The 23,975-nt window shown below is 45.0% G+C and carries 28 protein-coding genes, 2 tRNA genes, 2 rRNA genes and 1 pseudogene (1 of these 33 only partly in view); 10 read left to right on the top strand and 23 right to left on the bottom strand.

Features of this window, described 5'->3' with window-relative positions:
- The 3 genes from CKO50_RS24230 to CKO50_RS03930 form a co-directional block, all read left to right on the top strand.
- Window positions 1-1,721 (top strand): 23S ribosomal RNA (locus CKO50_RS24230) (its annotated part extends 273 nt beyond the left edge of the window); the annotation flags it as partial.
- A gap of 117 nt (window positions 1,722-1,838) precedes the next feature.
- Window positions 1,839-1,952 (top strand): 5S ribosomal RNA (gene rrf, locus CKO50_RS03935).
- 697 nt (window positions 1,953-2,649) lie between these two features.
- Window positions 2,650-2,835 (top strand): hypothetical protein, encoded by a 186-nt coding sequence (locus CKO50_RS03930; RefSeq protein ID WP_010378060.1) that lies wholly within the window; start codon window positions 2,650-2,652, stop codon window positions 2,833-2,835.
- 17 nt (window positions 2,836-2,852) lie between these two features.
- Here CKO50_RS03930 and CKO50_RS03925 read toward each other — a convergent pair whose 3' ends face one another.
- From CKO50_RS03925 to CKO50_RS03905, 5 genes are all read right to left on the bottom strand, one after another.
- Window positions 2,853-3,233 (bottom strand): hypothetical protein, encoded by a 381-nt coding sequence (locus tag CKO50_RS03925; protein WP_095727097.1) that lies wholly within the window; start codon window positions 3,231-3,233, stop codon window positions 2,853-2,855.
- 8 nt (window positions 3,234-3,241) lie between these two features.
- Window positions 3,242-3,742, bottom strand: coding sequence for a hypothetical protein (locus CKO50_RS03920; protein WP_095727096.1), 501 nt, complete (start codon window positions 3,740-3,742; stop codon window positions 3,242-3,244).
- A 107-nt stretch (window positions 3,743-3,849) separates the two neighbouring features.
- Window positions 3,850-5,226 (bottom strand): aspartate ammonia-lyase, encoded by a 1,377-nt coding sequence (locus tag CKO50_RS03915; RefSeq protein ID WP_010604191.1) that lies wholly within the window; start codon window positions 5,224-5,226, stop codon window positions 3,850-3,852.
- Window positions 5,227-5,234: 8 nt separating this feature from the next.
- Complete coding sequence (locus CKO50_RS03910) at window positions 5,235-5,645, bottom strand: hypothetical protein (RefSeq protein WP_010604192.1); 411 nt, start codon at window positions 5,643-5,645, stop codon at window positions 5,235-5,237.
- Between the two features lie 117 nt (window positions 5,646-5,762).
- A complete protein-coding gene (locus CKO50_RS03905) occupies window positions 5,763-5,945 on the bottom strand; it encodes a hypothetical protein (protein ID WP_010378070.1) in 183 nt (60 codons plus the stop codon).
- A 166-nt stretch (window positions 5,946-6,111) separates the two neighbouring features.
- Between CKO50_RS03905 and CKO50_RS03900 the strand changes: the two genes are divergently transcribed.
- A complete protein-coding gene (locus CKO50_RS03900; protein ID WP_095727095.1) occupies window positions 6,112-6,705 on the top strand; it encodes a DUF938 domain-containing protein in 594 nt (197 codons plus the stop codon).
- Here the strand turns inward: CKO50_RS03900 and CKO50_RS24445 are convergent.
- The 4 genes from CKO50_RS24445 to CKO50_RS03885 all read right to left on the bottom strand — a co-directional run bounded on the left by CKO50_RS24445 (window position 6,685) and on the right by CKO50_RS03885 (window position 9,639).
- Window positions 6,685-7,071 carry a GNAT family N-acetyltransferase gene (locus CKO50_RS24445; protein WP_255229424.1) on the bottom strand — a complete coding sequence of 129 codons (387 nt, stop codon included), beginning with the start codon at window positions 7,069-7,071 and terminating at the stop codon, window positions 6,685-6,687. The genes CKO50_RS03900 and CKO50_RS24445 overlap by 21 nt on opposite strands.
- Window positions 7,029-7,841, bottom strand: coding sequence for a peptidogalycan biosysnthesis protein (locus tag CKO50_RS03895; RefSeq protein WP_255229423.1), 813 nt, complete (start codon window positions 7,839-7,841; stop codon window positions 7,029-7,031). Before CKO50_RS03895 ends, CKO50_RS24445 begins: the two co-directional genes overlap by 43 nt.
- Entirely contained in the window at window positions 7,834-9,108 is a 1,275-nt protein-coding gene (locus CKO50_RS03890) for a carboxylesterase (RefSeq protein ID WP_095727094.1), read from the bottom strand. The genes CKO50_RS03895 and CKO50_RS03890 overlap by 8 nt, the downstream gene beginning before the upstream one ends.
- Window positions 9,109-9,171: 63 nt before the next feature.
- Complete coding sequence (locus CKO50_RS03885; RefSeq protein ID WP_095727093.1) at window positions 9,172-9,639, bottom strand: Lrp/AsnC family transcriptional regulator; 468 nt, start codon at window positions 9,637-9,639, stop codon at window positions 9,172-9,174.
- Window positions 9,640-9,755: 116 nt separating this feature from the next.
- On the opposite strand from CKO50_RS03885, the pseudogene CKO50_RS03880 reads away from it, so the two are divergent.
- Together CKO50_RS03880 and CKO50_RS03875 are read left to right on the top strand one after the other, a co-directional pair.
- Window positions 9,756-10,852: pseudogene (locus CKO50_RS03880) on the top strand (monodechloroaminopyrrolnitrin synthase PrnB family protein); the annotation flags it as partial.
- Window positions 10,853-10,925: 73 nt separating this feature from the next.
- A complete protein-coding gene (locus tag CKO50_RS03875) occupies window positions 10,926-12,038 on the top strand; it encodes an aminotransferase class V-fold PLP-dependent enzyme (protein ID WP_095727092.1) in 1,113 nt (370 codons plus the stop codon).
- Here CKO50_RS03875 and CKO50_RS03870 read toward each other — a convergent pair.
- From CKO50_RS03870 to CKO50_RS23890, 4 genes are all read right to left on the bottom strand, one after another.
- Window positions 12,035-12,784, bottom strand: a complete 750-nt coding sequence (locus CKO50_RS03870) for an MBL fold metallo-hydrolase (protein ID WP_095727091.1) — start codon at window positions 12,782-12,784, stop codon at window positions 12,035-12,037. The genes CKO50_RS03875 and CKO50_RS03870 overlap by 4 nt on opposite strands.
- Before the next feature lie 125 nt (window positions 12,785-12,909).
- Window positions 12,910-13,002: transfer RNA gene (locus tag CKO50_RS03865), tRNA-Ser, on the bottom strand.
- Between the two features lie 20 nt (window positions 13,003-13,022).
- Window positions 13,023-13,113 (bottom strand) — tRNA-Ser (locus CKO50_RS03860).
- 224 nt (window positions 13,114-13,337) lie between these two features.
- Window positions 13,338-13,484, bottom strand: a complete 147-nt coding sequence (locus CKO50_RS23890) for a hypothetical protein (RefSeq protein WP_017219379.1) — start codon at window positions 13,482-13,484, stop codon at window positions 13,338-13,340.
- A gap of 285 nt (window positions 13,485-13,769) precedes the next feature.
- Here CKO50_RS23890 and CKO50_RS03855 point away from each other — a divergent pair, with 285 nt between their 5' ends.
- The gene (locus tag CKO50_RS03855; RefSeq protein ID WP_095727090.1) at window positions 13,770-14,612 is read left to right on the top strand and encodes a diacylglycerol kinase family protein; all 843 of its coding nucleotides are present in this window, start codon (window positions 13,770-13,772) and stop codon (window positions 14,610-14,612) included.
- Window positions 14,613-14,653: 41 nt separating this feature from the next.
- On the opposite strand, the gene CKO50_RS03850 is transcribed toward CKO50_RS03855, so the two are convergent.
- Window positions 14,654-15,568 (bottom strand): DMT family transporter, encoded by a 915-nt coding sequence (locus CKO50_RS03850; protein WP_095727089.1) that lies wholly within the window; start codon window positions 15,566-15,568, stop codon window positions 14,654-14,656.
- Between CKO50_RS03850 and CKO50_RS03845 the strand changes: the two genes are divergently transcribed.
- Window positions 15,567-17,126, top strand: a complete 1,560-nt coding sequence (locus CKO50_RS03845; protein WP_095727088.1) for a PLP-dependent aminotransferase family protein — start codon at window positions 15,567-15,569, stop codon at window positions 17,124-17,126. The genes CKO50_RS03850 and CKO50_RS03845 overlap by 2 nt on opposite strands.
- Before the next feature lie 38 nt (window positions 17,127-17,164).
- On the opposite strand, the gene CKO50_RS03840 is transcribed toward CKO50_RS03845, so the two are convergent.
- Window positions 17,165-17,950 (bottom strand): YggN family protein, encoded by a 786-nt coding sequence (locus CKO50_RS03840; protein WP_095727087.1) that lies wholly within the window; start codon window positions 17,948-17,950, stop codon window positions 17,165-17,167.
- Between the two features lie 288 nt (window positions 17,951-18,238).
- Between CKO50_RS03840 and CKO50_RS03835 the strand changes: the two genes are divergently transcribed.
- Complete coding sequence (locus tag CKO50_RS03835) at window positions 18,239-18,424, top strand: PA3496 family putative envelope integrity protein (protein ID WP_176474606.1); 186 nt, start codon at window positions 18,239-18,241, stop codon at window positions 18,422-18,424.
- A 189-nt stretch (window positions 18,425-18,613) separates the two neighbouring features.
- Here CKO50_RS03835 and CKO50_RS03830 read toward each other — a convergent pair whose 3' ends face one another.
- The 3 genes from CKO50_RS03830 to CKO50_RS03820 all read right to left on the bottom strand — a co-directional run bounded on the left by CKO50_RS03830 (window position 18,614) and on the right by CKO50_RS03820 (window position 20,151).
- A complete protein-coding gene (locus CKO50_RS03830) occupies window positions 18,614-19,060 on the bottom strand; it encodes a cytochrome c (RefSeq protein WP_095727085.1) in 447 nt (148 codons plus the stop codon).
- 101 nt (window positions 19,061-19,161) lie between these two features.
- Window positions 19,162-19,626: a DUF2721 domain-containing protein gene (locus CKO50_RS03825; protein ID WP_017219384.1), complete on the bottom strand. Its 465-nt coding sequence runs from the start codon at window positions 19,624-19,626 to the stop codon at window positions 19,162-19,164.
- 12 nt (window positions 19,627-19,638) lie between these two features.
- Window positions 19,639-20,151, bottom strand: coding sequence for a thioredoxin-like domain-containing protein (locus CKO50_RS03820; RefSeq protein WP_095727084.1), 513 nt, complete (start codon window positions 20,149-20,151; stop codon window positions 19,639-19,641).
- A 106-nt stretch (window positions 20,152-20,257) separates the two neighbouring features.
- On the opposite strand from CKO50_RS03820, the gene CKO50_RS03815 reads away from it, so the two are divergent.
- Window positions 20,258-20,686 carry a YqaA family protein gene (locus tag CKO50_RS03815; RefSeq protein WP_095727083.1) on the top strand — a complete coding sequence of 143 codons (429 nt, stop codon included), beginning with the start codon at window positions 20,258-20,260 and terminating at the stop codon, window positions 20,684-20,686.
- A gap of 39 nt (window positions 20,687-20,725) precedes the next feature.
- Here the strand turns inward: CKO50_RS03815 and folX are convergent, their stop codons facing one another.
- The 5 genes from folX to CKO50_RS03790 all read right to left on the bottom strand — a co-directional run bounded on the left by folX (window position 20,726) and on the right by CKO50_RS03790 (window position 23,972).
- Entirely contained in the window at window positions 20,726-21,088 is a 363-nt protein-coding gene (gene folX / locus CKO50_RS03810; RefSeq protein WP_095727082.1) for a dihydroneopterin triphosphate 2'-epimerase, read from the bottom strand.
- A 7-nt stretch (window positions 21,089-21,095) separates the two neighbouring features.
- Window positions 21,096-21,650 carry a GTP cyclohydrolase I FolE gene (gene folE / locus CKO50_RS03805; RefSeq protein WP_095727081.1) on the bottom strand — a complete coding sequence of 185 codons (555 nt, stop codon included), beginning with the start codon at window positions 21,648-21,650 and terminating at the stop codon, window positions 21,096-21,098.
- 6 nt (window positions 21,651-21,656) lie between these two features.
- Window positions 21,657-22,373 carry a dihydromonapterin reductase gene (folM, locus tag CKO50_RS03800; protein ID WP_095727080.1) on the bottom strand — a complete coding sequence of 239 codons (717 nt, stop codon included), beginning with the start codon at window positions 22,371-22,373 and terminating at the stop codon, window positions 21,657-21,659.
- Window positions 22,374-22,445: 72 nt separating this feature from the next.
- Window positions 22,446-23,282, bottom strand: coding sequence for an ammonia-dependent NAD(+) synthetase (gene nadE / locus CKO50_RS03795; protein WP_095727079.1), 837 nt, complete (start codon window positions 23,280-23,282; stop codon window positions 22,446-22,448).
- 60 nt (window positions 23,283-23,342) lie between these two features.
- Window positions 23,343-23,972 (bottom strand): YceH family protein, encoded by a 630-nt coding sequence (locus CKO50_RS03790; protein WP_095727078.1) that lies wholly within the window; start codon window positions 23,970-23,972, stop codon window positions 23,343-23,345.
- Window positions 23,973-23,975 lie beyond the last annotated feature (3 nt).

The raw sequence follows: 23,975 nt of genomic DNA, 5'->3' as shown, positions 1-23,975 counted from the left end.
GCGGGGTAGGGGAGCGTTCTGTAAGTGGCTGAAGGTGTGCCGGGAGGCATGCTGGACATATCAGAAGTGCGAATGCTGACATGAGTAACGACAAGAGGAGTGAAAAACTCCTCCGCCGGAAGACCAAGGGTTCCTATCCCATGTTAATCAGGGTAGGGTGAGTCGACCCCTAAGGCGAGGCTGAAGAGCGTAGTCGATGGGAAACGGGTTAATATTCCCGTACTCGGTATGAATGCGATGGGGGGACGGAGCAGGCTAGGCAAGCATGGCGTTGGTTGTCCATGTGAAAGGCTGTAGGCTGGTGACTTAGGAAAATCCGGGTTGCCAAGGCTGAGAGTCGAGACGAGCCACTAAGGTGGTGAAGTTGTTGATGCCCTACTTCCAGGAAAAGCCTCTAAGCTTCAGTTCATACTGAATCGTACCCTAAACCGACACAGGTGGTCAGGTAGAGAATACTAAGGCGCTTGAGAGAACTCGGGTGAAGGAACTAGGCAAAATTGTACCGTAACTTCGGGAGAAGGTACGCTCTTGTTTGTGAAGGACTTGCTCTGTAAGCAAACGAGAGCCGCAGTGACCAGGTGGCTGGGACTGTTTATTAAAAACACAGCACTGTGCAAAATCGTAAGATGACGTATACGGTGTGACACCTGCCCGGTGCCGGAAGGTTAATTGATGGGGTTAGCTTAGGCGAAGCTCTTGATCGAAGCCCCGGTAAACGGCGGCCGTAACTATAACGGTCCTAAGGTAGCGAAATTCCTTGTCGGGTAAGTTCCGACCTGCACGAATGGTGTAACCATGGCCACGCTGTCTCCACCCGAGACTCAGTGAAATTGAAATCGCAGTGAAGATGCTGTGTACCCGCGGCTAGACGGAAAGACCCCGTGAACCTTTACTACAGCTTGGCACTGAACATTGACCCTACATGTGTAGGATAGGTGGGAGGCTTTGAAGCAGGAACGCTAGTTTCTGTGGAGCCGACCTTGAAATACCACCCTTGTAGTGTTGATGTTCTAACTTAGGCCCCTGGATCGGGGTTGAGGACAGTGCCTGGTGGGTAGTTTGACTGGGGCGGTCTCCTCCCAAAGAGTAACGGAGGAGCACGAAGGTTTGCTAAGTACGGTCGGACATCGTACGGTTAGTGTAATGGTAGAAGCAAGCTTAACTGCGAGACAGACACGTCGAGCAGGTACGAAAGTAGGTCATAGTGATCCGGTGGTTCTGAATGGAAGGGCCATCGCTCAACGGATAAAAGGTACTCCGGGGATAACAGGCTGATACCGCCCAAGAGTTCATATCGACGGCGGTGTTTGGCACCTCGATGTCGGCTCATCACATCCTGGGGCTGAAGTCGGTCCCAAGGGTATGGCTGTTCGCCATTTAAAGTGGTACGCGAGCTGGGTTTAGAACGTCGTGAGACAGTTCGGTCCCTATCTGCCGTGGGCGTTTGAGAATTGAGAGGGGCTGCTCCTAGTACGAGAGGACCGGAGTGGACGAACCGCTGGTGTTCGGGTTGTGATGCCAATTGCATTGCCCGGTAGCTACGTTCGGAACTGATAACCGCTGAAAGCATCTAAGCGGGAAGCAGGCCTCGAGATGAGTTCTCACTTTGACTTAGAGTCAACTGAAGGGCCGTTGAAGACTACAACGTTGATAGGCGAGATGTGGAAGNTGCTGTGAGGCATTAAGCTAACTCGTACTAATTACCCGAGAGGCTTAACCATACAACGCCAAAGTGGTTTATAAGCGACAGAAGTTAATAGACTAAAGTAGACAAAAGAATTTAATAGCTTTTTCCAGATTTACATTGATGAGGGAGACTTCATTGATGAACAGAATTTCCTGGTGACTATAGCGTTTTGGACCCACCTGACCCCATGCCGAACTCAGAAGTGAAACAAAACAGCGTCGATGATAGTGTGGATTGCCCATGTGAAAGTAGAACATCGCCAGGGCCAAATAGAGAAACCCGTTACAGCAATGCGACGGGTTTTTTGCTGTTTGGGGTAAAGTACNTCTCCCCTTCGCGCGTCCTTGCGCTCACTTCCTCGAACTGCGAAGCGGTGCTTCGGTTTCTCGTCACCCAAACTCAGAAGTGAAACAAAACAGCCGAAGGGTCGGCCCCGGTCAATGATAGTGTGGATTACCCATGTGAAAGTAGAACATCCTACTTCGTAGCGAGCCAGGGCAAAATAAGAGAAACCCGTTGCAGCAATGCGACGGGTTTTTTGCTGTTTGGGGTAAAGTAANTCTCCCCTTCGCGCGTCCTTGCGCTCACTTCCTCGAACTGCGAAGCGGTGCTTCGGTTTCTCGTCACCCAAGCTCAGAAGTGAAACAAAACAGCCGAAGGGTCGGCCCCGGTCAATGATAGTGTGGATTACCCATGTGAAAGTAGAACATCCTACTTCGTAGCGAGCCAGAGCCATATAAGAGAAACCCGTTGCAGCAATGCGACGGGTTTTTTGCTATCTGAGATTTAAAACACCTCGCGAGATGAACTCGCTCCACCACAGTATAAGCACTGTGCAACATGGGAGGTGGTTTATCCACCGAGCATTTGCAAGCAAGAAGCTGCTATATGGTTTTATGCAATGAGGGCTATAAGGAAGGGTCAATTAACGATATGATGGGCTAAAAACAGGGGGTCTTAGTGTGTCATTTCATTTAATTGCACTGTTGGTTATATTTGCATTGTTTGGTACTTCAGCCACTTACTTAATTCGCTTTATGTATAGCTATTGGATTAAGAAGCAGCTTGAAGTGAAGTACATTATTAATGCGAGTATTTGTGCGCTGTTAGTGATGGTGATCTCAGTGATCAATGAGCTTATCCGATAACCCGAGTGCTCATCAGTCTATAGAGGCACAGCCTGACAGGTATGGGCAATACATAGTGTTTGTATTGGCATCACAGGTTCACAACTAACCGCTGGCGCTTTTCCTTTGTTATTCAGCTTTTCTTGCTCTGTAATGGCGCTAACGACAGCTTCTACATCTTGCTCATCAGTATGCTTCGTTGAGTAGATCAGGTATTCTCTTGGTCCACCACAGGTTAATCGCTCACCTACTCCAATTACTTTACACTGATAGCTTGCATCACATCCTATATTTGCTTTTATATCGCTGAGTGTATGCGTAGTATTCGAACGACTTGTTGCATCGCTTGGTGTCATTTCACAGCCAGATAACGCCGCAATTAGTGAGCCGATGCAAGCGAGAGAAATAGCTAACTTCATTATTGCCTCTAGTATGTAGGACGACTATTTTCTAGTTTAACACACTTATTTTCAACGCATTGTGTTGCGGGTTCAATTAAATGCTGACAGATACTCATCATCTGATTTTGCATATTATAGGCGCGCTCTAATGTAGTAATTTGCTCCGCTAACTGCTTAACTTGGGCCTCATCTGCTGATCTTGTTGAATACACTAGATAAGAAGAAGGCCCACCACAGGCACGATCGCCAACGGCAATGACTTTACACTGGGTATCGTTATCACAGCTTTTGTCGGCCACCACGCTTTCCAATGACTGTTTATGGGTTTTGATGTCAGAGGTGTCGAGCTTTTTACCATCTTGTTGAATAGGTAAGCTTGTTTCTTTTGATTCTTTAATTTCGGTGTGCTTTTCGCTTACAGGCTTGGTCTCTTGCGCTTTTTGTTCTACAGTTTCTTCTTTAGTTACTTCTTCTTGGCAACCAAACAGCAAAAAGGTTGCAAGTAAAGTGGGGATCATCTTGTTCATTATATGCTCTCCTAATGTTTGCTAATTAAACTACGCAAGCCCTTAAGGAATAGCAAGCTCTGCAGCCTGCATACACTATATGTGATTGCAGGCTGGGAAGGACTGCGCTATAGACCGCCTTTGGTGAGTTTTTGCGGATCGAGTAATGATTGGAGCTCGTGTTCACTCAGATCGGTTTGCTCAGCAGCAACCTCTATGATTGGGCGTCCTTCTTTGTAGGCAAGCTTGGCAATTTGTGCTGCTTTTTCATACCCGATCACAGGATTTAATGCGGTAACTAGAATCGGGTTTTTAGCCAGTGCCTTTTGAATATTCTGCTCATTCACCTTAAAGCTTGAAATAGCTTTGTCCGCAAGTAGCCTCGCGGTATTTGAGAGGATCTCAATGCTTTGCAAAATATTTAATGCAATCACTGGCAGCATAACATTCAGCTCAAAATTGCCAGACTGGCCTGCAACACTAATCGTTGCGTCATTACCTATCACTTGAGCACTGGCCATTGCAGCCGCTTCTGGAATAACTGGGTTTACTTTACCTGGCATGATTGAAGAGCCTGGTTGTAGTGCCTCAAGTTCGATTTCACCTAGGCCAGCAAGCGGTCCTGAATTCATCCAGCGCAAGTCATTGGCTATCTTCATTTGTGCAACTGCAAAGGTTTTAAGTTGGCCTGAAAGTCCCACAATCGCGTCTTGTGAACCGATATGATAGAAAAAGTTATTGCCTTTACTGAAACGGATCCCGATGTTAGTGCTCAGGTTTTGGCTAAATAATTTAGCGAACTGAGGATCGGCATTAATACCTGTGCCTACCGCTGTTCCACCTTGACCTAACTCGTAAACTTTTTCTAAGGAATGAACAATGCCCTGACAGGCGTTATCTACTTGCGCTTGCCAGCCACTTAATGTTTGTGCAAAGGTCACCGGCATTGCATCCATCAAGTGCGTCCGGCCAGTTTTGACGTGATGACCAACTTGCTCTGCTTTTTGTTCAATACTACTAGATAAGTGTTTTAGTGCTGGCAGAAGGTCATACACTGCTGTGATTGCACTACTCACGTGAATCGCTGTTGGGATCACATCGTTTGAGCTTTGGCCCATGTTAACGTCATCATTAGGATGAATTGCGACACCGCTTAACTCAGTCGCCAGCGTGGCGATCACTTCGTTGGCATTCATGTTTGAACTGGTACCAGAGCCAGTCTGAAAGACATCCACTGGAAATTGATCTAAGTGTTTGCCATCAATTAGCTGCTGACAGGCACTCACAATTGCTTTTGCTTTATCACTTGATAGATGGCCAAGGGATTGATTGGTTTCTGCTGCGGCTTGTTTGATGTAGGCCAAGGCTTTGATAAAGCTACTTGGCATAGTGATCCCGCTAATAGGAAAGTTATTTACAGCGCGTTGTGTTTGCGCCTTGTAGAGCGCATGCTCAGGAACATCTAATGTTCCCATACTATCGGATTCTTGACGAAATGTAGTCATCGTTGCTCCTAATAAAAAGGGTTAAACTGCTGGCAGGTTTGGCACGCATCTCGCTGGAGCTTCAAAAATTGCCGTGACGAAGTATGGTGATGTTTATAAAACCGTTTTAGTGCCAACAAAGGTTTAAATAATTGATCCATGCATTGTTTACGTATGGCTGTATCAACGAGTGGATCGGCAATCTGTTCTAACAGTTCGGACAATGTATTTTTAAGATAAAGCTCTTGCAGCAGCGGGTTATTATGGCGCTCGTACCATTTCGCCATGCCTATGCCTGCCGAAATATATTCCGCAACCAAGAGCGGCGCCTCGAGTTGTGGTCGCTGGCAGTGGCGATTAAGCTTCGCACGATAAGTTTGTAATAAAGTAGCTAGCTGCATAAATACAAAACCAAACGATGTAATGATAATGGTTATCATTACATCGTTTGGTTGGCAATTCAAGCTTTAGTATTCGCACTGCCAAACAATTTGTTTAGCATTCACCATAGCAGCTCACTATGAGTCTGAAATGAATTTAAGAAAGTGTGATTGAGCTTAATTATAGCCGAGGAGATATTGCTGCTCTGAATGCTCTTTCTCTTGTTCTTCGAGTTGCATCAGGTTAGCGACTTCTTGTCGGTAAGCGCGACTTTTCGTGAAGGTATTTTTACGCTTCTTCAGGACAAGTCCTTCGCTTTTAAGTTGGCTTGGCATTTGGGTGATCTCTGAAATTTTCATGCTCGCTTCTCCTCTTAGTACTCTTTAAACTTAGCAGAAGTTGTACCAAAATAAATTTCTTTTCTAATTTTAATTGCTTAGTAGAAGTTTTAGCTATTTGCCTTGCAATTGAGATAAATTCTTGCCTCAATGAGGCGCATAAATCGATCAAAATAGTGCAAACGAGATGACAAAACCATACTCTCAAGCGTGTGAAAACAATAAACAGCCAATATTAGAAAAGCTCACTCCCTATCTAAATAAACCCTTGGAAGTGCTAGAAGTGGGCTCAGGTACGGGTCAGCATGCGGTGCACTTTGCTGCGGCGTTACCGCATTTAACGTGGCAGACGGCGGACAGGGAGGTTAATCACGCAGGTATTCAAGCGTGGCTTGATGACGCCGAGTTAGAAAATACTTTACCGCCATTGGCGCTAGACTTGTACCATGCGTGGCCTGTTAATCAGCGTTATGATGTGATCTATACCGCTAATACCTTACACATTGTGTCATCAACGCTCGTAGAGCGTTTAATTGCAGGCGTTGGACGACACCTTAAAGAAAAAAGCGGCTACCTGATAGTTTATGGGCCTTTTAATTATCAAGGTGAATTTACCAGCGAGAGTAACCGAGAGTTTGATGCATATTTAAAATCGCAAGACAAAGAGAGTGGCATTCGCGATCAAGAATGGCTATTGGCGCTTGCAGCAGAGCAAGGACTTACACTACAGCAAGACTATGCGATGCCGGCTAATAATCGCTTATTGGTGTTTAAACGGTAGTTTTGCTAGGCACTCGGTAAAGTAATGCTCGAGTGCGTCAGCTTCGCGCTTGGTAAAATCCTCAAGCGCTCGCTGAAAGTCAGGTTGAAATAAGCGGTGATACGATTGCCTCCACACCGGTTCAAAACCCCTCACTAACTTGTGCTCGCCTTGAGCACCCGCGTCAAAGACAGCAAGCTGACTAGCAATGGCGTACTCTATGCCTTGATAGTAACACAGCTCAAAATGCAAAAAGTCGTAACTATCCTCAATTGCGCCCCAATAGCGACCATACAAGGTATCACCATCCACAAGATATAAACTGGTGGCAATAATTTCGTGGTTTAAGTAGGCACAGCAAAGACGAAACTTAAGTAGGCACAGCAAAGACGAAACTTATCTGGCATCGAGGTGATAACTTGCTGAAAAAAGTCACGAGAGAGATAGCCGTGGTGCCGCGAGCGTTTAAGATAGATGAGCTGGTAGCTGAGAAAAAAGGCATCAAGTTGTGCTGTGCTTATTTCTCTGCCAACACTCCAGCTTATGTTAATACCTTGGGCAGTCACAGCTTGGCGTTCTTTCATGACCATTTTACGCTTTCTTGATGTGAGTCGAGCGAGAAAATCATCGAACTCGGCGTAACCTCGATTATGCCAATGAAATTGCACATTGCGGCGCATCGTTAAATGACTCTGAATGAGAAAATCGCTTTCACGACAAAAATTAATATGGACTCCACTAATGCCTAGTTGGGCGAGGCTCGTGAGCGTAGCGTCAATATATTCAAGCAAGCAAGAAGATAGACGTTTAGTTAATATTCTTGGCCCTTGAGTGGGGGTAAAGGGGACGCCACATAGCCATTTCGGATAGTAATCTAATCCATGGCGCTCGTAGGCTTCAGCAAAAGCCCAATCAAAAACGTACTCGCCATAAGAGTGCGATTTAATATAGCCTGGTAAAATTGCAATCAACTCGCCTTGACGTTCAATCATTAGGTGATGCGGTATCCAGCCAGTCTCTTTGCTGGTGCAGCCGCTCAACTCTAATGCAAGCAGCCACGCGTAGCTCGTAAATACATGTGATGGTGAAACACAGCCCCACTGTGCTTCTGTCACTTCAGTCAGAGAATGAATAAACTTGTGTTGGTACTCAGTCATTGTGGCCGTCAAAAAATGCGAGCAGTGCTTGCTCAAAGTTACTGTAATCAGGGTTAAACGTGATCCGCGCAAGAGCAGTGTATTGCGTCATGTTTTTCTCGTGACGCTCGCCAAAATGGACGGTTTTACCTGTGCGGCAGTTAATGAAGGCTTGGTCTTCTAAGTGGTAATTGGTGCAATTACGATAAGGCCCTTTGCGGCCGTAAAAAATATGTTCAGGTGGCTGCAAAATACCAATATGAGACATATCGACAATGTTGTCGGCTTTCACGCTCCGATAATTCACACCTTGCTTAGTCGATGGCGTTTCCGAGTAGATAAATTGGGTCAACGTTGACTTAGGTTGCCACTTTTCTAGCAGCTTTGCCGTTGCATGATTGTCTATGGTGGTATCGACATCGCTGTAGCTGATAAAGATCGGTACATCTGGCAAAGTGGTGAGTGATTTGAGTGGCGCCATAGCCTGATGGGCTAACGTTGCGCCATGCCATGGGAAAGATTCATATTTGGCGAAATCCAAATCTGCGTCTTCATCTATCCAATTGACAAATGGCACGTAATCAATCCACTTGGCTAGCCAACCGTTCTTATTATGTGGCTCCGTGGCGGGTGAGATAAGTGCAACAGAGCCTAAATTATTGGGCTTGTGCTTCGCTATGCTACTCAGCGCTATGGCGGCACCCGTGGAATAACCAAGTACGGAAAAATGCTTAAAATCTTGGCTCGTCTGTGCGATGGCATAATCCGTATGGGTTTGCCAATCGTCAATGTCAACTTCGGTTAAATCGCTTGGTGCAGTCGCGTGGCCTGGCAGTAACATGGTTCTGACATTGTATCCTGCTTCATAGAGCGCTGCCGCAAGGTAGTGAAAAGTAAAAGGAGAGTCGGTCAGACCATGGATAAGTAAAATGGCGTGATCTTTGTTGTCATGCTCAAGTGAAAATGGCGTGATTAAGTCACTTACCTTGGGGTTTTTCAGGTTGAGTAATGTTGCGGTGGGCGTCATTAACGGGCACGGCAGTGTGGCGCGAGGATTGCGGCTTTCAATAATTTGCTTAGTCGAACGAATGTAATCGTTATAGTTTTTTACATTCCCTACATCGACGGTGACGGGGCCTTTATCGATTGCTTCGCGGAATAATCCCGACTTTTTGCTCTTGGTGAATAGCGACATATCACTCACTTGGATAACACAGTCTTGTGCGATGACCAAAGGTGAAGCAAGCAGGCTAAAAGCAAATACTGTGGAGGTAAGGTAGTGGCGCATAGTCGGTCCTTATGAGCATAAAATCACATGCAGTATAGCGAGAACAGATGACGATAAAAATGGTTAGCGGATCGGTAATATGCGTTTTGCAAAAGTTTGCTTTAGTACAATCGTTGATTCAATCCCGCTAATTACCTTACAGGCCCCCAGTTGATGTTTGGCGAACTGTTCATAGCTGGGCAAATCCTTTGCTACGATTTCCAACAGGTAATCATAACTTCCGGAGATCACCGAACAGCTGATCACCTGATCTTCAGATTCCACGTGTTGTTCGAATAAATGCGCTGCAGTTGCGGTATTTTCACTGAGCTTTATAAATGCATAAACCAAAATACTTAGGTCAACTTGCGCTCTATCAAGTGCCGCATGATAGCCTGAAATTACTCCCGTATCTTGCAAGCGTTTTACGCGTCGAAGACAGGGAGTATCGGAAAGGTTTGCCTTTTCGGCGAGTGAGGCATTACTCAAACGTGCATTATGTTGCAAAGCGTTAAGGAGCAATTTGTCCTTGGTATCTAGATTTACCGACATAAACCAAATAAAAGAGTGATTCTTGCTAATCAGTATTAAACTTTTAGAGAAAATTGGCAAATTATGCTCGTGGTGATTTGCTAGCCTTAACTGTGGAATAATCACGAGAAGTAATCATGAGTCCATTAGCCGTACAATTTGACGCTTGGATTAGAGGTCCGTTTGTCGACCTTAACGACAAGCTTGAACATCTTTATTGGCAGCAACAGGATAAAGCAAACGTTGAAGGCGTTGGTGAAACGCTAAAAGCACAGTTATTAGAAGAAGGTAATCAGCTAGTCCAAGCCTTGCTAGAAGAAGGCAATACCGACGAGGGCTTTGAGCAAGNGACTTACTCGGTAACGTTGGTCTATTTATGGCTGCATGCAGACGCCACGAAATTACCGAGCCAAGCCGTGAAAAGGTGTCTCCACTAACGCAAGCATCGGCACTGGCCATGCACATTGGTGCCTCTTTGGGAGTTACGCCGCGCTTCGCAACGGCTCATCTCACCACACACAACCGCGCAATCAACGGCGTGTATAAGCGCTTTACTTCTCATCCGGCAGAGCGCTTATTCATCGATTACAATACTCAGGCCATTCTTGCCTATAAACGTGCGTCCGAATCATTAATGAAGGTACATCATTTGGGAATTTCTCATCCCATGTCATTGGTGCTACTCAAACAAGTTAAGCAAGCGCTGCTTGAGGTCATAGAGTCTAATCGAGAGTTATTTAAGGAGCTCGATACCGAGGCATTCTTTTACGTTGTGCGACCCTATTACAAACCATACCGAGTTGGTAAAGAGGTCTATCGTGGTGCAAACGCTGGAGATTTTGCGGGTATCAATGTTATCGATATGATGTTGGGGTTATGCCCAGCTAATGATATTAGCTATGGTCAAATGCTGGTGGAAAAATTCCTCTATATGATGCCAGAAGACCAAGCAACCCTGCGGGAATGCATGCGCACGCCTAATTTAATGGATGCGTTTCTGAATGCATTGAAAGGGCCGAAAAGTGATTGGTTTGGCCCCGCCTGTAGTTTGTTTGTACAAGTGTGTAAGCTGCATGGAGATACGGCCATACAGCATCACAATCAACTCGTCGAAAAGTATATCGCCAAACCTTCGCAGACGATGCAGCAACAGCACTTAAGCAAAGTGACCGCCAGTGGTCCACCGATTGAAGTGTTACTCAAAGAACTCGCAGACTTAAGAGATAGACGAGCTGCTGCCGAGCGCGCTGATATCTTTACTCGGCATCATGATTTAAAACGATTACGCCAAGCAATAGGAGTTAAGCATGAAGCAATATAGGGATGATTTTCACTTGCCTACGGGTCGCTATTTATTGAGTCATTCCGTTGGTCGTATGTTGAAATCTGCAGCGGAAGATTTTCATCAGCAATTTATGGTGCCGTGGCAACAACAAAATCAAGAACCTTGGCAGCAGTGGCTAAGCGGTATTGATCGCTTTACCTCAGCCTTAGCCTCTCTATTACACACCGATGCGCGCCTGTTTTGTCCGCAAGCAAACCTTTCCAGTGGTTTAACGAAATGGGCGATGAGTTTGCCCGAAAGTGGCATTCGCAAAGTACGCGTATTGATGAGTGAGCAAGACTTCCCTAGCATGGGATTTGCGTTACAAAACGCGCTGGACAATATTGAGATTGTTTATATTCCCGAAGCGATGAATATGCACGACCTGAGCGTGTGGCAACAATATATTGACGAGCAAATTGACTGGGTATTTGTCAGTCATGTTTATTCGAACAGCGGTCAGCAGGCACCTGTCGCTGACATCATTAGCCTTGCTAACCAATATGGTTGTCGAAGTATTATCGATATTGCTCAGTCACTTAGTGTATTACCAATAAATTTAAGCGAGTGGGGTGCGGATTGCGTTATCGGCTCTTGTGTGAAATGGAGCTGCGGTGGCCCTGGTGCCGGTTTTATCTGGGTGAATGGGGATGTCTTACCTTATTGTGAACCAAAAGATGTTGGCTGGTTTTCGCATCAAAATCCATTCGAGTTTGATATTCATCATTTTGCGCTGAGTGAAAGTGCGCTGCGTTTTTGGGGCGGTACACCAAGTGTGGCACCTTATATCTATGCGGGGCACAGCCTTGGCTATTTTGCCGAGCTTGGGATTGAGCAAGTAAGAGCGTACAACTTTGCTTTGTTATCTGAGTTACAAGCGGCATTGCCTGAATTTTATCGCTCTCCTACAGCGCAGAGTGCTTGCTCTGGGACCGCTATCCTGCATTTTGGCTCGCGGCATGAGGCAGTGATGGAGCAGCTTAAGCGAGCAGGCATTGCTGTGGATAATCGTCGCTACGGTATTCGCGTCTCACCACATATTTATAATAGTCAGGAGGACATCGCGCAGTTGGTGCAGGTTATCAACGAAAGTTAGCTTCCTAGCCCTAGTGCTTTTTTGGTCTTCTTCTTCACCGAGCGCCAATGTGTCATTGGTTGCTTGGGCGCGCGCGCTATCAATGCGTTGAAATCAATTTCTTCTGCAAGTACCTCTCCTTGATGCGCCAAGATCACGGAGTGGGGTTGTAGAGCCTTTACTTTGGCAAGAGATTGGCGATACAAGTGTGGATAGAATACCGGAAAAGGCGCAACAAATTGCCCTTTCACTTTTACCGTCAAGTCCGCCACATAGATGCGCTTACTGGGTAGATGATACAAGCTCAAATCTCTATCCGTATGACCGGGTGTGTGTATCGCTTGCCATTCGTTAAAGTAGGGCAAGCTATCGCCATCAGCTAGGAAAAAATCTGGTGATAATTGTCTTGGATACCAAAGGTTACGTTTGGCCTTGCGCTTTCTCCCTGCAACCCAAAGTGCCAGCGCCATATCGGAGAGGTGCATCATGACTCCATCAATACCACGATACCATTGACTGGGGGCATTTGCAGCCGCAATCTTTGCGCCCGTGAGTTTTTTGAGTTTATGCGCGCCACCGGCATGATCTGGGTGCATATGCGTGACCACAATCAGCTTGAGTGCGCTTAGTGGCTTTTGCAGTTGTAGGATGTAGTTGCAGACCAACTCAACATCAGCACGACAGCAACCATCGAGTAACAGCAGATCCGTTTCGTGCTCAACCAGATAAATATGTTGAATATAGCCTTCTAAGACATGGATTTTCATTAGTCACACTCATTTCTCCAATCAGATCTCAACATAGCATAGGTTAAAGACATCTGACCAGTTGTGTGGAAGTGATAAATCGCAGACATAAAAAAACCGCAATTAAGCGGTTTTCTTATAAGTGATGGCGGAGAAGGAGGGATTCGAACCCTCGATAGGGCTACAAACCCTATACTCCCTTAGCAGGGGAGCGCCTTCAGCCACTCGGCCACCTCTCCGGCGCAATACTTTAAAAANNTGGCGGAGAGATAGGGATTTNAACCCTAGATACGCTATTAACGTATGCCGGTTTTCAAGACCGGTGCTTTCAACCACTCAGCCATCTCTCCATGGGCAAAGATAATACTTAGCGATTTAGGCGCTGTAAACCGTTTTTAAACTGTTTGCTTAAAAAATGTGCTAAAAGTGAGGTTTTTTTAAAATTGTGCTAGAAATTAGCGGTTTGACGAAGAGGTTTTGTACAAAAATGCTGGTTGAAGTGGTGCTTTTATGGTCTATTGAAACAAATGCTGACGAGAGCATGGCGGGTTGGGACGCCATGCTCTGTGCAGACTTACTTATACATAATCACGTCTTTTAACGCTAAGTGTTGACCACATACTGCCAACCACTTCGTCCAATTGATACGACGTTGTTTAGTTGGTTGTGTTTGGTTAAACGTGTTTTGTGATGGGCTGCAAGGTGCAGCTGAATTAAGCATGTCTGGCTCCTAATAAGCTATGATTGAAAACAAGGCTATTTTGCACGCAATTTGTTTAAATTTAAAACGATGAAAATTGATGTTTTCGGATAAAAATAACTAATGAATTAATGGTTTGTTCATTTTTGTTTTAATGGCTTTTTTGCATGTTTATGCATGGTTGTGATTGTCTTGATTAGGCTGTAACCCAATTAATATGTGTGTTTGTCGTTTTTGTTTTTGATTTTTGGTTTTAGTTTTGGTTTTTTATTCATATAAGTTGAGTTTTTGTATTTAAGGGTTTTTATGCTGGTGGTAGTCAACCCTTTGGCGGGTGCTGAGGGGAAAGCGCAAATTGCATGGTTAAAGCAACAGTTAAAACAACAACAGTTGACGGCAACTTGGTTTAATACCACTGGAAACTTTGTCGCAGATAGGGACGCAATTGCTCAAGCTGCTACGGCGGGAGTTAGCGTGGTGGTGATTGGGGGAGATGGCACTTTGCACCTAGTCGCCAATGCCATTGCTGAACGGGATAACACGCTTGCACTGCTGCCAGCGGGGACTGGCAACGATTTTGCTCGGCAGTTTAATTATTCCAAAGTACAGTGGCGAGCAGCTGTATTTTCAGACAAGGTCTCCAGTATTGATTTGGGTAAAGTGGACGGGCGCTGGTTTGTCAATGTTGCTGGGATTGGCTTTAACGCGCATGTCATGAATAACTTAGGACAAACCAAACGGCTAGGAAAACTGAGCTATACCTATGCGGGATTTATGTCGCTTTTTACTGCCAAGCTCATTCGCTATCACAGCAATGCGTGGCCGGAGCAGGGTATGATGTTGTTACTTGCGAATGGCAAACACTTTGGGGCAGGGTTAACTCCTGCTCCTATGGCTTGTCTTGATGACGGTCAGTTGGAGCTGCTGTGGTTCACGCCGCAAACGCATTGGCAGCGGGTGATATTGTTTGTCAATATGCTACTTAAACGTCATATGGGCACAAGAAATGTGCACCACGGTCGCATTACAGAGCTTTATATCGCACAAGAGGGGTATGATATCGAGGCTGATGGAGAGATTGTTGGGCGCACACCTGCGACGATAACTTGCTGCCGCCGAGCTCTGAACATAAAAAAAGCGCCATTATAAAATGGCGCTGAAAAGTAAGAAGCTAAAGCATTGGTAAGACTTCAACTTCTAACTGGGGACCGAATGGACAACCAAGCGTAGATGCGATCTAAAGGCGTGAGTACAATCGCATTACCTAGGATGACCAAAATAAATCCAATAAAGGTGTTTTGCTGCCACTCAAAGCCTTCAAATAAGGTACTCAAGGCCACGGCAACAAAAGGAAATAACACTATCAAATAACTCGCTTTCTCAGGCCCAATATTCTTGAGTAGTGAGAAATAACAACCAAAGGCAATGACGGTGCCAAACACGCTGAGGTAAATCAGAGACCACCAATATGATGCCGGCGCTTGGTTGATAAACTGATGTTCACTAAAGGCGACATAGGTTGCTAACATGACAGCGCTGTAAAGCATACCCCACGCATTTCCCGCCATAACATCAATTTGCTGATTGGAATTGCGTACGCTCACCATATTACCGAGTGACGCGACCACTGTTCCTAATAGAGCTAATGATAATCCCAAGAAGGCCTCGCTTTGCAAATCAAATGCGACCAAATCGTGCCAAAACAAGCTGACTATCCCAAGCGTGCCCAGTGATGCGCCAAAGTAAATTCGCTTTGCAATCGGTTTGGCAAAAAACAGCTTAGTGTTGACGATGTTAACGACCAATAATAACGAAAACGCAATTGATGCCATCGCTGACGTTAAATGCGCCTGAGCCCAATACAAGAAGAGATAGTTAGCACCAAAATTACACAGCGCTAAGAGGATGAAAAAGCCGTGATCTCGGCAAGAAAATCGCATTGGCACACGCTTATAGATGACAAACGCCCACATACAAACCGCGGCGAGGCCAAAGCGGTAAAATAGCGACACAAACTCGTTGATGCTGCCAAGTTGGTATTCAATGGCAAGCCATGTTGATCCCCAAATCAACACAGTGATGGCGTAAAGAAATAGATTTTTCATGATCGGCTCTAGATTCGAACAGCAGTGGAAGTCTGTAGTTTACGCTGTTATTCTGTATAAGCTATATACAGAATTTGCTAATTTATACCTATACAGATTATTGCTTATGAGTACCGTTATTCAACGCCAACATTCCGCCTTTCTCTATCAGCAGGTGATCCAAATGATCCTGTCGATGGCAGAACAAGAGTCCATTTTACCGGGCGAAAAGCTTCCCTCATTGCGTGTTATGGCGCAAAACTTAAATGTCAGTATCCCAACTGTAAAGCAGGCCTATCAAGCACTTGAAGATCAGGGAAAAGTTATTGCCAAAGAGAAGTCCGGCTACTTTTTATGTCACAGAACTTCGCACAACGACTCACCGAAGCGTGCACGATTGCCCGCCAAACCTGTGGTGGTTAACAAGCAGGCGTTGATTGAACAAGTGTATAAGGGGATCCATCAGCCACATGCAATCCCCTTAGGTATCGCCAATCCCATCGCCATTGCTGGTACTGAGCAGGTTCTTGCCAAAATTATGCGCCGCGCAATGAAAGAAGCAGGGAACGAACTCATTAATTATGGCCCTATGGACGGTTTAGATAGTTTAAAAAAGCAAATCGTGCGGCGTTATTTGGATATGGGTTTAGCAATAGACATGGATGAAGTGGTGATCACCAATGGCGCGCAAGAAGCATTGGCGATTGCGTTACAAGCGGTGACCAAGCCCGGAGACGTGATAGCGATTGAATCTCCCTGTTATTTTGGCATTGTTGAACTGGCTGAAAACTTAGGGTTAAAGGCCATTGAAATACCTGTTTGCCCGGATGATGGCATTTGGCTGAGCGACCTTGAACGGGCACTTGAAAAGCATGATATTCGAGCGTGTGTGTTCTCTACCAGTATTAGTAACCCGCTTGGTAGTTTTATGCCTGATACGAGACGTGCGCAGCTGGTGGCGCTATTAGAGCAACGTGACGTGGTGTTGATAGAAGACGATGTGTATGGCGATTTATATTTTACCGAGCAGCGTGGCATTCCGGCACAAGCATTTAGCCAAAAGGGCTTAGTGATCACATGTGCGTCATTTTCAAAAACCGCAGCGCCTAGCTATCGGGTGGGTTGGATGGTCGCCAGTCAATTTAGTGCAAAAGCAAAGCGCATAAAACGTGCGTTGAGTTGCTCATCATCTTTAATGAATCAATGGGCACTAGCGGATTTTCTCAGCTCCGGAGGCTACGAGCGCCATTTAAAGTTGGTCCGTAAACGGTTAATTGAGAATCGAGACCGTATGATCCAAGCGGTGAATGTTGCATTTGGTAGTGAGGTAAGAGTCAGTCGCCCGCAAGGCGGTTGTGTGCTGTGGCTAGACTTAGGTAAGCACGTTGATGGTGCCTTGTTGTTCCAAAAAGCCTTGGAGCGCGGGATCAGTATTACGCCTGGTACGCTATTTAGTGCCAGCAAAAAGTATCAAAATTGTATACGTATCAGTTATGGCTTGCCGTGGGGTGCGTCGGTAGAGCAAGCGATTAAAACGCTGGGGGAGCTGGCTGATGCACAAAGGAAAGGGTTGGCATAACGTACCCTTAATTAAATGTAAGTTATGCCAACGTCAGATTATTTAAATTTAAACAGTTGGTACTCTGACATGGCGGGGATAGACTTTGCGACAATGGCTTCGTTTTTCGCGATTTGCTCAAAGTCGCCACACAGTGCGTCGGCTTTTTTCTCAATAGATTCTGCCTGTTGTTCAACTTTGGTTTCGATTTGTGTTGCGAAGTTTTCCATACGTTGTTCAAAGCTGCTCATATCACCGTTTGCATCTGACATTTCGTTGCCAATCGCAACCAGTAAGCTACCTATCGATTGCATCATGGCACCTTGTACAGCGGTCTCGATTTTTTCTTCAAACTGATTATCAAAATTTTGGCCAAACTCATCAAAGGTTTGCTTGCCCATCACAAACGCACCTTGCTGATAAAACGTATTTTGCACTTCTGTTTCAAGATCATCGATCACAGCATGGATGCTATCTAAACTGGTTAAATTAAAGGTGTGTGCCACTTCATTAAGGGCGACGCCCGCTAGTTTTATGCCTTCAAAAGCAATATCAGCCACTTGTGGTAGGCGGCCTCTTAGTTCATCACCATATTGCGTGAGCATCGTTTTTTGCTGTGTATTAAGTGCGATGCGCTCGCCATTGAGTGTCAGCTCGCCAAGGTTGTTGATCTCAGCTGTTTTGTTTTTGGCCGTTGTGATCACCAAGTTATCAGGCGTGATCCTAACGTCATTTTGAAATTCTACTTCACAATTGTCACCGCTAAACGTGATGTTATTTTTTTCGTGTGCAGCGACGGTGGTTGTCATCATTATTGCTGCTGTTAGGAGTAAAATTTTATTCATGGTCGATCCTTATTGGCTCAGTTGCATGATTATTGTTACAAGAACAATGCCAAATATAAACTCAAATAAAATCAATGCATTGTGTTTTATTGTTGAAAGTTAATGTGCTCTAAAAGTGATGAAATTGACTAAAATATAGTTGTTTTTGTCAAAATGAATTAGGCAATAAAAAATTTTTATTGTAAGGATAAGAAACTCTCACTTTTCAGAATGACAATTTAGCGCTAAATAGTGATCTTGAGAGACGGCTCTCATTTTATTAATGACTATTTTATTTTGGAGTTAGTTGTGGGTAAGACATTCTCTTACGATGCGCTTGATGATGATTTTGTAGACGATGAATTTGAAAAGTTGGGTCGTAACCAACATGACAAGCAAAAGCGTAAAGTCAAAAGAAAGCTAGACGACTACTTAGAGCAAAAACGCCTACGTAGAAATCTAGGCGATGATGATTTCGACTATATTGATGATTGATCACTAGACGTCATCTACGAGTCTAGCACTGACAGTAATTCAATTTGGCTGTGTGATTAAGCAGGGTTGTGGGTTACTCAGTGCGATGTCTGAGTTACTGTGTCGTTGGTGATAGCCAAACAAGCGACGAGATATTCAGGTAGTAAGCAGCCGCAAATATGCGGCTGTTTTGTTTTTATACGATTGGTATTAATCTTTAAAAGATTTATGGCAGTCTTTACAGCCTTTTGCCCAATCTTTAAATGCAGAAGCAATCAGCTTTTTGTCACCTGAGTCAGCTGCAACAGCCAGTGCTTGAGCATACTCGGCAAATTGCTTGGCTTTACCATCGAACTCAGCTCTGTTTGACCAAACGGCTGGTAGGGCATCAGTATTGCCTTTGTCAGAACCGTCGATAAATGCTTCCCAAGGCATTTGCGATAATTGCGCAGCGTTGTGAGCACGTTGCTTAAATACTTCAGCATCAAATGGTACTTTGCCTTTTAGCATGTCGCCCATATTACCAATCTGGAAACGGATCAATTGGAAAGACGCTTTGCGGTATTCAATTGCATCTTCAGCCGATTCAAACATAGTGTTAGCTTGTGCTGTTGCTGCAAGACAGCTAAATAGTGTGACGGTAAGTAGTTTCTTCATAGTAAACCCCTAATATTTTTCCCTATTTTCAATGTAAATTACAAATATAATCAAACAATTGCGATAAGTGCCCTGTGACGGAGGCAACTAGTTTTAAATAATCAACTCTCGATGTCTTTGAATATCATGCCCCTGCGCATACTGCGGGTGGCTAAAAAGATTTCTCCCAGCAAAGAGACAAACGCGCCAATAAGCAGCACCATAGCGGCGATAAAACAAGACGATAAAGTAATACCCAATGGCATACTGTACAAGTGTGACATGAACAGCAGCATAACCACTGCACACACAAGCAACGCACTGAGTACACTCATGCTAAATGCAACGTGAATAAAACGAGACCGTTTTAATAGTGCGCGCATTTCACGGCTAAAGTGCATTTTGAGCTCTTCATCTTGCGTGGTATTGATCTTGCGATCAAGTAAACGCGCCCTATCCGTGATCCGTGCTAAGCGGTTTGATAGTACCCCTAAGGTCGCAGCAATACCCGTAATTAAAAATACAGGGGCAACGGCGGTTTGGATAACTTTGGCCATCGTGAGAATGCTAACGACTTCTGGATTCATATAGTTACCTCGTTAATTCCAGTTTAGTTTTGATAAGGTGTTGGGTTGCTCACCGATTAGGGTTTGCATCACTTGGTTGCGTTCATCAAGCAAGATGACTCTAGGAATGCCTTTATTGGCATACGTGTTGTAAATATCTCGATTGGGATCGGCAATAAAATGGATGGGCAATTGCATGGTTTCGTTGAACTGCTCAAGTGTAGTGTTAGTTTCTTCTCGGCCAATGGCAACGATGGTTAACTCCGCCTGGGTGAGTAATTCAGACTGTTTTAGTTCACTCAATAAACGTTGCGAATCAGAGCACCAAGTCGCGAATAAAATTACCAGTTTTTTGTGTTTGGCATCGAATCTGACGGCTTGGTTTTTGATATCCGTAAATTGCAAGTGTTCGAAGGTGTCGCCGGTGTGGATATAGGTCTGATAGCCATCGTCTTCCTGTGGTAGCGCTTCGTTTGAGGCCTTGCAGTCACTAAATCCGGTGGTGAGAACGGTACTAAGTAGTAACATTTTTATTGTTGTTTTCATGTCTATTCATTGTTTCCGTGTCTGTGTTTTTGAAGTCTTGCGCGCATTTCAGTATATTGCCCCACTTAGATGATTTCTTAAAGTCCAATTTCTTATAGCCGTTGATATGATTTACCTTTCTTTATTTGGGCTTGCATTTATTGCCGCAACCTTATTACCTGCGTCGTCGGAGCTGGCGCTGAGTGGGCTCGTTGTGAAACAACAAGGCGAACTGGTTTGGTTATGGCTGGCTGCGACAATGGGTAATTTACTTGGTAGCTGTGTGAACTACTATCTTGGTTGGTTTATCGCTAAGTGGCGAGATAAGCGCTGGTTTCCGGTTTCTCAACAGCAATATGATAAGGCTTGTGGGCTATTTAATCGTTACGGTAAGTTTTCATTGCTATTTGCTTGGCTACCCATAGTCGGAGATCCTTTGACTGTGGTAGCGGGGTCTTTACGAACCTCTTTTGGGTGGTTTTTTGTGTTAGTCGCGCTCGGTAAAGGCGCTCGTTATGCACTGGTGATTTACCTTGCCTTACAGGTGATTTCTTAACACCAGAAGGCAAGGAAGTGAATATCAGGGTCTTATCGCTTAGCTTCTATACCAATCAAGCGTGAGTGACACTGAGTCAGCAAACCGTAAAGCGTGCGGTTTATCTACGGTGACTTTTGCATATGTCACGTCTCGATGTTGATGACATTCAGCGAGTATGTCGGCCACTAATTTCTCAAGTAACAAAAAATGCCCTTCTTCTACCAGTGTGATGATAGCTTTGGTCACGGTTTTGTAGTTAAGCGCGTGGGCCACGTTATCATGATCTAAACATGCCGTATCAGCTGGGTAGTGAATTTCAATATTGATCACGACATCTTGCTTTTTCTCCCGTTCCTCGGGATTAAAACCAATAAAGGTACGTAGCCTTAAATTCGTCACCTTAATAATGGCATTCGACATAGCGTACTTATCCTTTCACCAACTGTAAAAACTCGTTGCGGGTTTTGGAGTCGCTTCTGAAGTTACCAAGCATGACTGACGTTCGCATGCTAGAGTTTTGTTTTTCAACCCCACGCATCATCATACACATATGTTTGGCTTCAACGATCACGCCAACGCCTTTTGCGTCAGTGACTTCCTCAACGGCCTTGGCGATTTGATGAGTTAGCTGTTCTTGGATTTGAAATCGGCGGGCAAACATGTCAACAATGCGGGCAAATTTAGATAAACCAAGCACTTTACCGTTAGGTATATAAGCGATGTGACAACGGCCAACGAAAGGTAGAAGGTGGTGCTCACACATAGAGTACAACTCTATATCTTGGATCAGCACCATGTCATCGGCATCCGAGCTGAATACCGCGTTATTGGTGATTTCATCCAGTGTTTGACGGTAACCCTGAGTCAGATATTCCATTGCTTTCGCTGCGCGCTTGGGTGTGTCTAATAATCCTTCGCGGTCTGCATCTTCACCCACGGCTTCAATAATCGTTTTATAACTCTGTTGTAATTTATCTTGCATAATGCGTTACCTCAAATGGCGGCCACCGTCGATTTGTACCGTGCGTCCTGTCATATAGTTGCTAGAGAGTATCATGTCGACACTATTGATAACTTCTTTGCTACCAGGCTCAATTCCCATAATAGACTTTTTCAAGGTTTTTGCCTTGTACTCGTCACTATCGTCTTGATTAAAGATGATAAGAGAAGGTGCAATGCTATTCACTTTGATGTTAGGTGCAAACTTAGCGGCAAATGACCGAGTTAAGTTATCTAATGCAGCTTTACTTGCGGCATAGGCAATGTGTTTTGGACTGCCTTTTTCTACTACATAGTCAGTAATATGGATCACATCGCTGACGTTATTGCTAGCTGTCAATAAGTCGCTCAAGGCATGATTGATCAAATAAGGGACTTTAGCGTGGATCCGCATCATATTGTCGAATAATGCTGAAAAATCAGGGTTGTTGGCTTCACAATCCCAGCTCGATGCATTGTGGATGATGGCACTGAGTGCGTCGGTATGGGCACGAATTTGGTTGTTGAGTTGTGTGATTGCTTCTGGCTCGTCAAAATCAGCCTTGATACAAATGGCACCTAGCGATGCTAGTTCATCGATAACTTGATGTTTGGTGCGATACGTCAATATGACGGCTTGCTGTTTAGCGAGAAAGTGTTTCACCAAAGCAAGTCCAATGCGCTGTGCGCCACCAGTAATTAAAATAGGTGCAGCTGCAGGGCTCATACGTTAATCACCTTGTGAATTGAGAAATTAGGGTTGGCAGGATGAATAACTGGTTATCTCCTGCCAACAAGACTATTGTTCGTCGTATACCGTAGGAATTGGTTGACGCTTGTGTTGTGTGCGCTGATAGATGGCAATAAGTTTGTCGTTTACTTCACTGCTAACAGGCTTACCTTCAAGGAAGTCATCAATATTGTCATAGCTTAGTCCTAGCGCTTCTTCATCGGAAAGGCCTGGACGGTCGCATTCGAGATCGGCTGTCGGTACTTTATGTACTAATCCCGCAGGTGCCCCGAGAAACGCCGCTAGTGCGCGAACTTGGCGTTTTGACAGGCCAAACAAGGGTGCTAAGTCGCAGGCACCGTCACCAAACTTGGTGTAAAAGCCCGTGATGTTTTCAGCGCTGTGATCGGTACCGACTACTAAACCGCGAGTCAGGCCTGCTATTTCGTACTGCGCTACCATGCGCTGGCGTGCCTTTACGTTTCCTTTAATAAAATCCACGCTGGCTTGTGAAGGCAGTGGCACGCTTCCACCGGCCATGGCAGCAAGTGCTTGCTCGTGCATAGCATCGGCCGCAGGCTTGATGTTGACTGTTAAGCGCTGGCTAGGTTGGATAAACTCAAGTGCAAGTTGCGCTTCATCTTCATCAGCTTGAACGCCATACGGCAAGCGAATGGCAATAAATTTATAAGCTCCAGTACCATGTTCAGCATTGAGTTCATCGATAGCTAGCTGGCATAGGCGTCCACAAGTTGACGAATCAACGCCTCCGCTGATGCCAAGCACAAGAGTGAAGCAGCCAGAGGCTTGTAATCGTGCTTTTAAAAATGAGACACGTCGTTTGACTTCAAATTCCGGGTCAATAATGGGCTGAACTTTCATTTCGGCCATGATTGCTTCACGCATACTGGTTCCTCAATACTATCGGGGCGGTAAACTTATATTATGTTGGTGCTGACGCGCTTTTTAAAGCCCTAAATGTGCTTTGATGGTGGCGAGTTCTTGTTTTAATTGCTCAATCTCGGCAATCAAGCTTTCGATTTCACTGTCATTTTGTGTGTCTGTTAAGGGTTCTGCTGATGCGACTGCAGATTCAACGACTTGATCACCGAACAAATGTTGATAACGACTTTCTCGTTTTCCTGATTCTCTGGCAAGCTTAACCACATAATCATGTTCTTGCATTGCACTTAATGTCGTTTCAACGTCCTGTACGGAGCTAAACTCTGCGAGACGGCTGCTGCGGGTACGCAATTCACCTGGAGTTTGTGGTCCACGCAGTAACAATAAACAGATAATCGCTTTTTGCTTCGTGTTGACTTTAAGGTGGCCAAAATCACTGTTACAAAAGCGCTGGCTGTACTTGTCGACGCGACCAGACAGTGCTTCGTCGCAGGTAATTAAGCGTTTTTCTTGTAGGCGAGTCAGTGTGTCTAGTACGTCATTTTGAGAGAGTTCCATCACAGGCTCGCGATTCGACTTTTGATTACACGCATTGGTGAGGCCGTTGAGTGACATTGGATATTGTTCTGGGGTGGTGACTTGCTTTTCGATTAAGCTACCCAGTATACGTTGCTCTTGAGTATCTAATTGCATCAC

The organism is Pseudoalteromonas sp. HM-SA03 (genome assembly GCF_002289345.1).
In the GTDB taxonomy this organism is placed as follows: domain Bacteria; phylum Pseudomonadota; class Gammaproteobacteria; order Enterobacterales; family Alteromonadaceae; genus Pseudoalteromonas.
Note: the sequence above shows the minus strand (reverse complement) of the source record. Positions and strands in the feature narration are given on the sequence as shown.

What these genes read in the sequence shown, in the direction of transcription:
- CKO50_RS03905 (WP_010378070.1), bottom strand. Translation starts at nt 5,945, where the DNA reads ATGAAAATTTCAGAGATCACCCAAATGCCAAGCCAACTTAAAAGCGAA.
- nadE (WP_095727079.1), bottom strand. Translation starts at nt 23,282, where the DNA reads ATGCGTGAAGCAATCATGGCCGAAATGAAAGTTCAGCCCATTATTGAC.
- CKO50_RS03820 (WP_095727084.1), bottom strand. Translation starts at nt 20,151, where the DNA reads ATGAAAACAACAATAAAAATGTTACTACTTAGTACCGTTCTCACCACC.
- CKO50_RS03875 (WP_095727092.1), top strand. Translation starts at nt 10,926, where the DNA reads ATGAAGCAATATAGGGATGATTTTCACTTGCCTACGGGTCGCTATTTA.
- CKO50_RS03915 (WP_010604191.1), bottom strand. Translation starts at nt 5,226, where the DNA reads ATGACTACATTTCGTCAAGAATCCGATAGTATGGGAACATTAGATGTT.
- CKO50_RS03885 (WP_095727093.1), bottom strand. Translation starts at nt 9,639, where the DNA reads ATGTCGGTAAATCTAGATACCAAGGACAAATTGCTCCTTAACGCTTTG.
- CKO50_RS03895 (WP_255229423.1), bottom strand. Translation starts at nt 7,841, where the DNA reads ATGACTGAGTACCAACACAAGTTTATTCATTCTCTGACTGAAGTGACA.
- CKO50_RS23890 (WP_017219379.1), bottom strand. Translation starts at nt 13,484, where the DNA reads ATGCTTAATTCAGCTGCACCTTGCAGCCCATCACAAAACACGTTTAAC.
- folM (WP_095727080.1), bottom strand. Translation starts at nt 22,373, where the DNA reads ATGAGCCCTGCAGCTGCACCTATTTTAATTACTGGTGGCGCACAGCGC.
- CKO50_RS03815 (WP_095727083.1), top strand. Translation starts at nt 20,258, where the DNA reads ATGATTTACCTTTCTTTATTTGGGCTTGCATTTATTGCCGCAACCTTA.
- CKO50_RS03840 (WP_095727087.1), bottom strand. Translation starts at nt 17,950, where the DNA reads ATGAATAAAATTTTACTCCTAACAGCAGCAATAATGATGACAACCACC.
- CKO50_RS03830 (WP_095727085.1), bottom strand. Translation starts at nt 19,060, where the DNA reads ATGAAGAAACTACTTACCGTCACACTATTTAGCTGTCTTGCAGCAACA.
- CKO50_RS03920 (WP_095727096.1), bottom strand. Translation starts at nt 3,742, where the DNA reads ATGAACAAGATGATCCCCACTTTACTTGCAACCTTTTTGCTGTTTGGT.
- CKO50_RS03790 (WP_095727078.1), bottom strand. Translation starts at nt 23,972, where the DNA reads ATGCAATTAGATACTCAAGAGCAACGTATACTGGGTAGCTTAATCGAA.
- CKO50_RS03850 (WP_095727089.1), bottom strand. Translation starts at nt 15,568, where the DNA reads ATGAAAAATCTATTTCTTTACGCCATCACTGTGTTGATTTGGGGATCA.
- CKO50_RS03855 (WP_095727090.1), top strand. Translation starts at nt 13,770, where the DNA reads ATGCTGGTGGTAGTCAACCCTTTGGCGGGTGCTGAGGGGAAAGCGCAA.
- CKO50_RS03910 (WP_010604192.1), bottom strand. Translation starts at nt 5,645, where the DNA reads ATGATAACCATTATCATTACATCGTTTGGTTTTGTATTTATGCAGCTA.
- CKO50_RS03890 (WP_095727094.1), bottom strand. Translation starts at nt 9,108, where the DNA reads ATGCGCCACTACCTTACCTCCACAGTATTTGCTTTTAGCCTGCTTGCT.
- CKO50_RS03925 (WP_095727097.1), bottom strand. Translation starts at nt 3,233, where the DNA reads ATGAAGTTAGCTATTTCTCTCGCTTGCATCGGCTCACTAATTGCGGCG.
- CKO50_RS03870 (WP_095727091.1), bottom strand. Translation starts at nt 12,784, where the DNA reads ATGAAAATCCATGTCTTAGAAGGCTATATTCAACATATTTATCTGGTT.
- folX (WP_095727082.1), bottom strand. Translation starts at nt 21,088, where the DNA reads ATGTCGAATGCCATTATTAAGGTGACGAATTTAAGGCTACGTACCTTT.
- CKO50_RS03845 (WP_095727088.1), top strand. Translation starts at nt 15,567, where the DNA reads ATGATCGGCTCTAGATTCGAACAGCAGTGGAAGTCTGTAGTTTACGCT.
- folE (WP_095727081.1), bottom strand. Translation starts at nt 21,650, where the DNA reads ATGCAAGATAAATTACAACAGAGTTATAAAACGATTATTGAAGCCGTG.
- CKO50_RS03900 (WP_095727095.1), top strand. Translation starts at nt 6,112, where the DNA reads ATGACAAAACCATACTCTCAAGCGTGTGAAAACAATAAACAGCCAATA.
- CKO50_RS03825 (WP_017219384.1), bottom strand. Translation starts at nt 19,626, where the DNA reads ATGAATCCAGAAGTCGTTAGCATTCTCACGATGGCCAAAGTTATCCAA.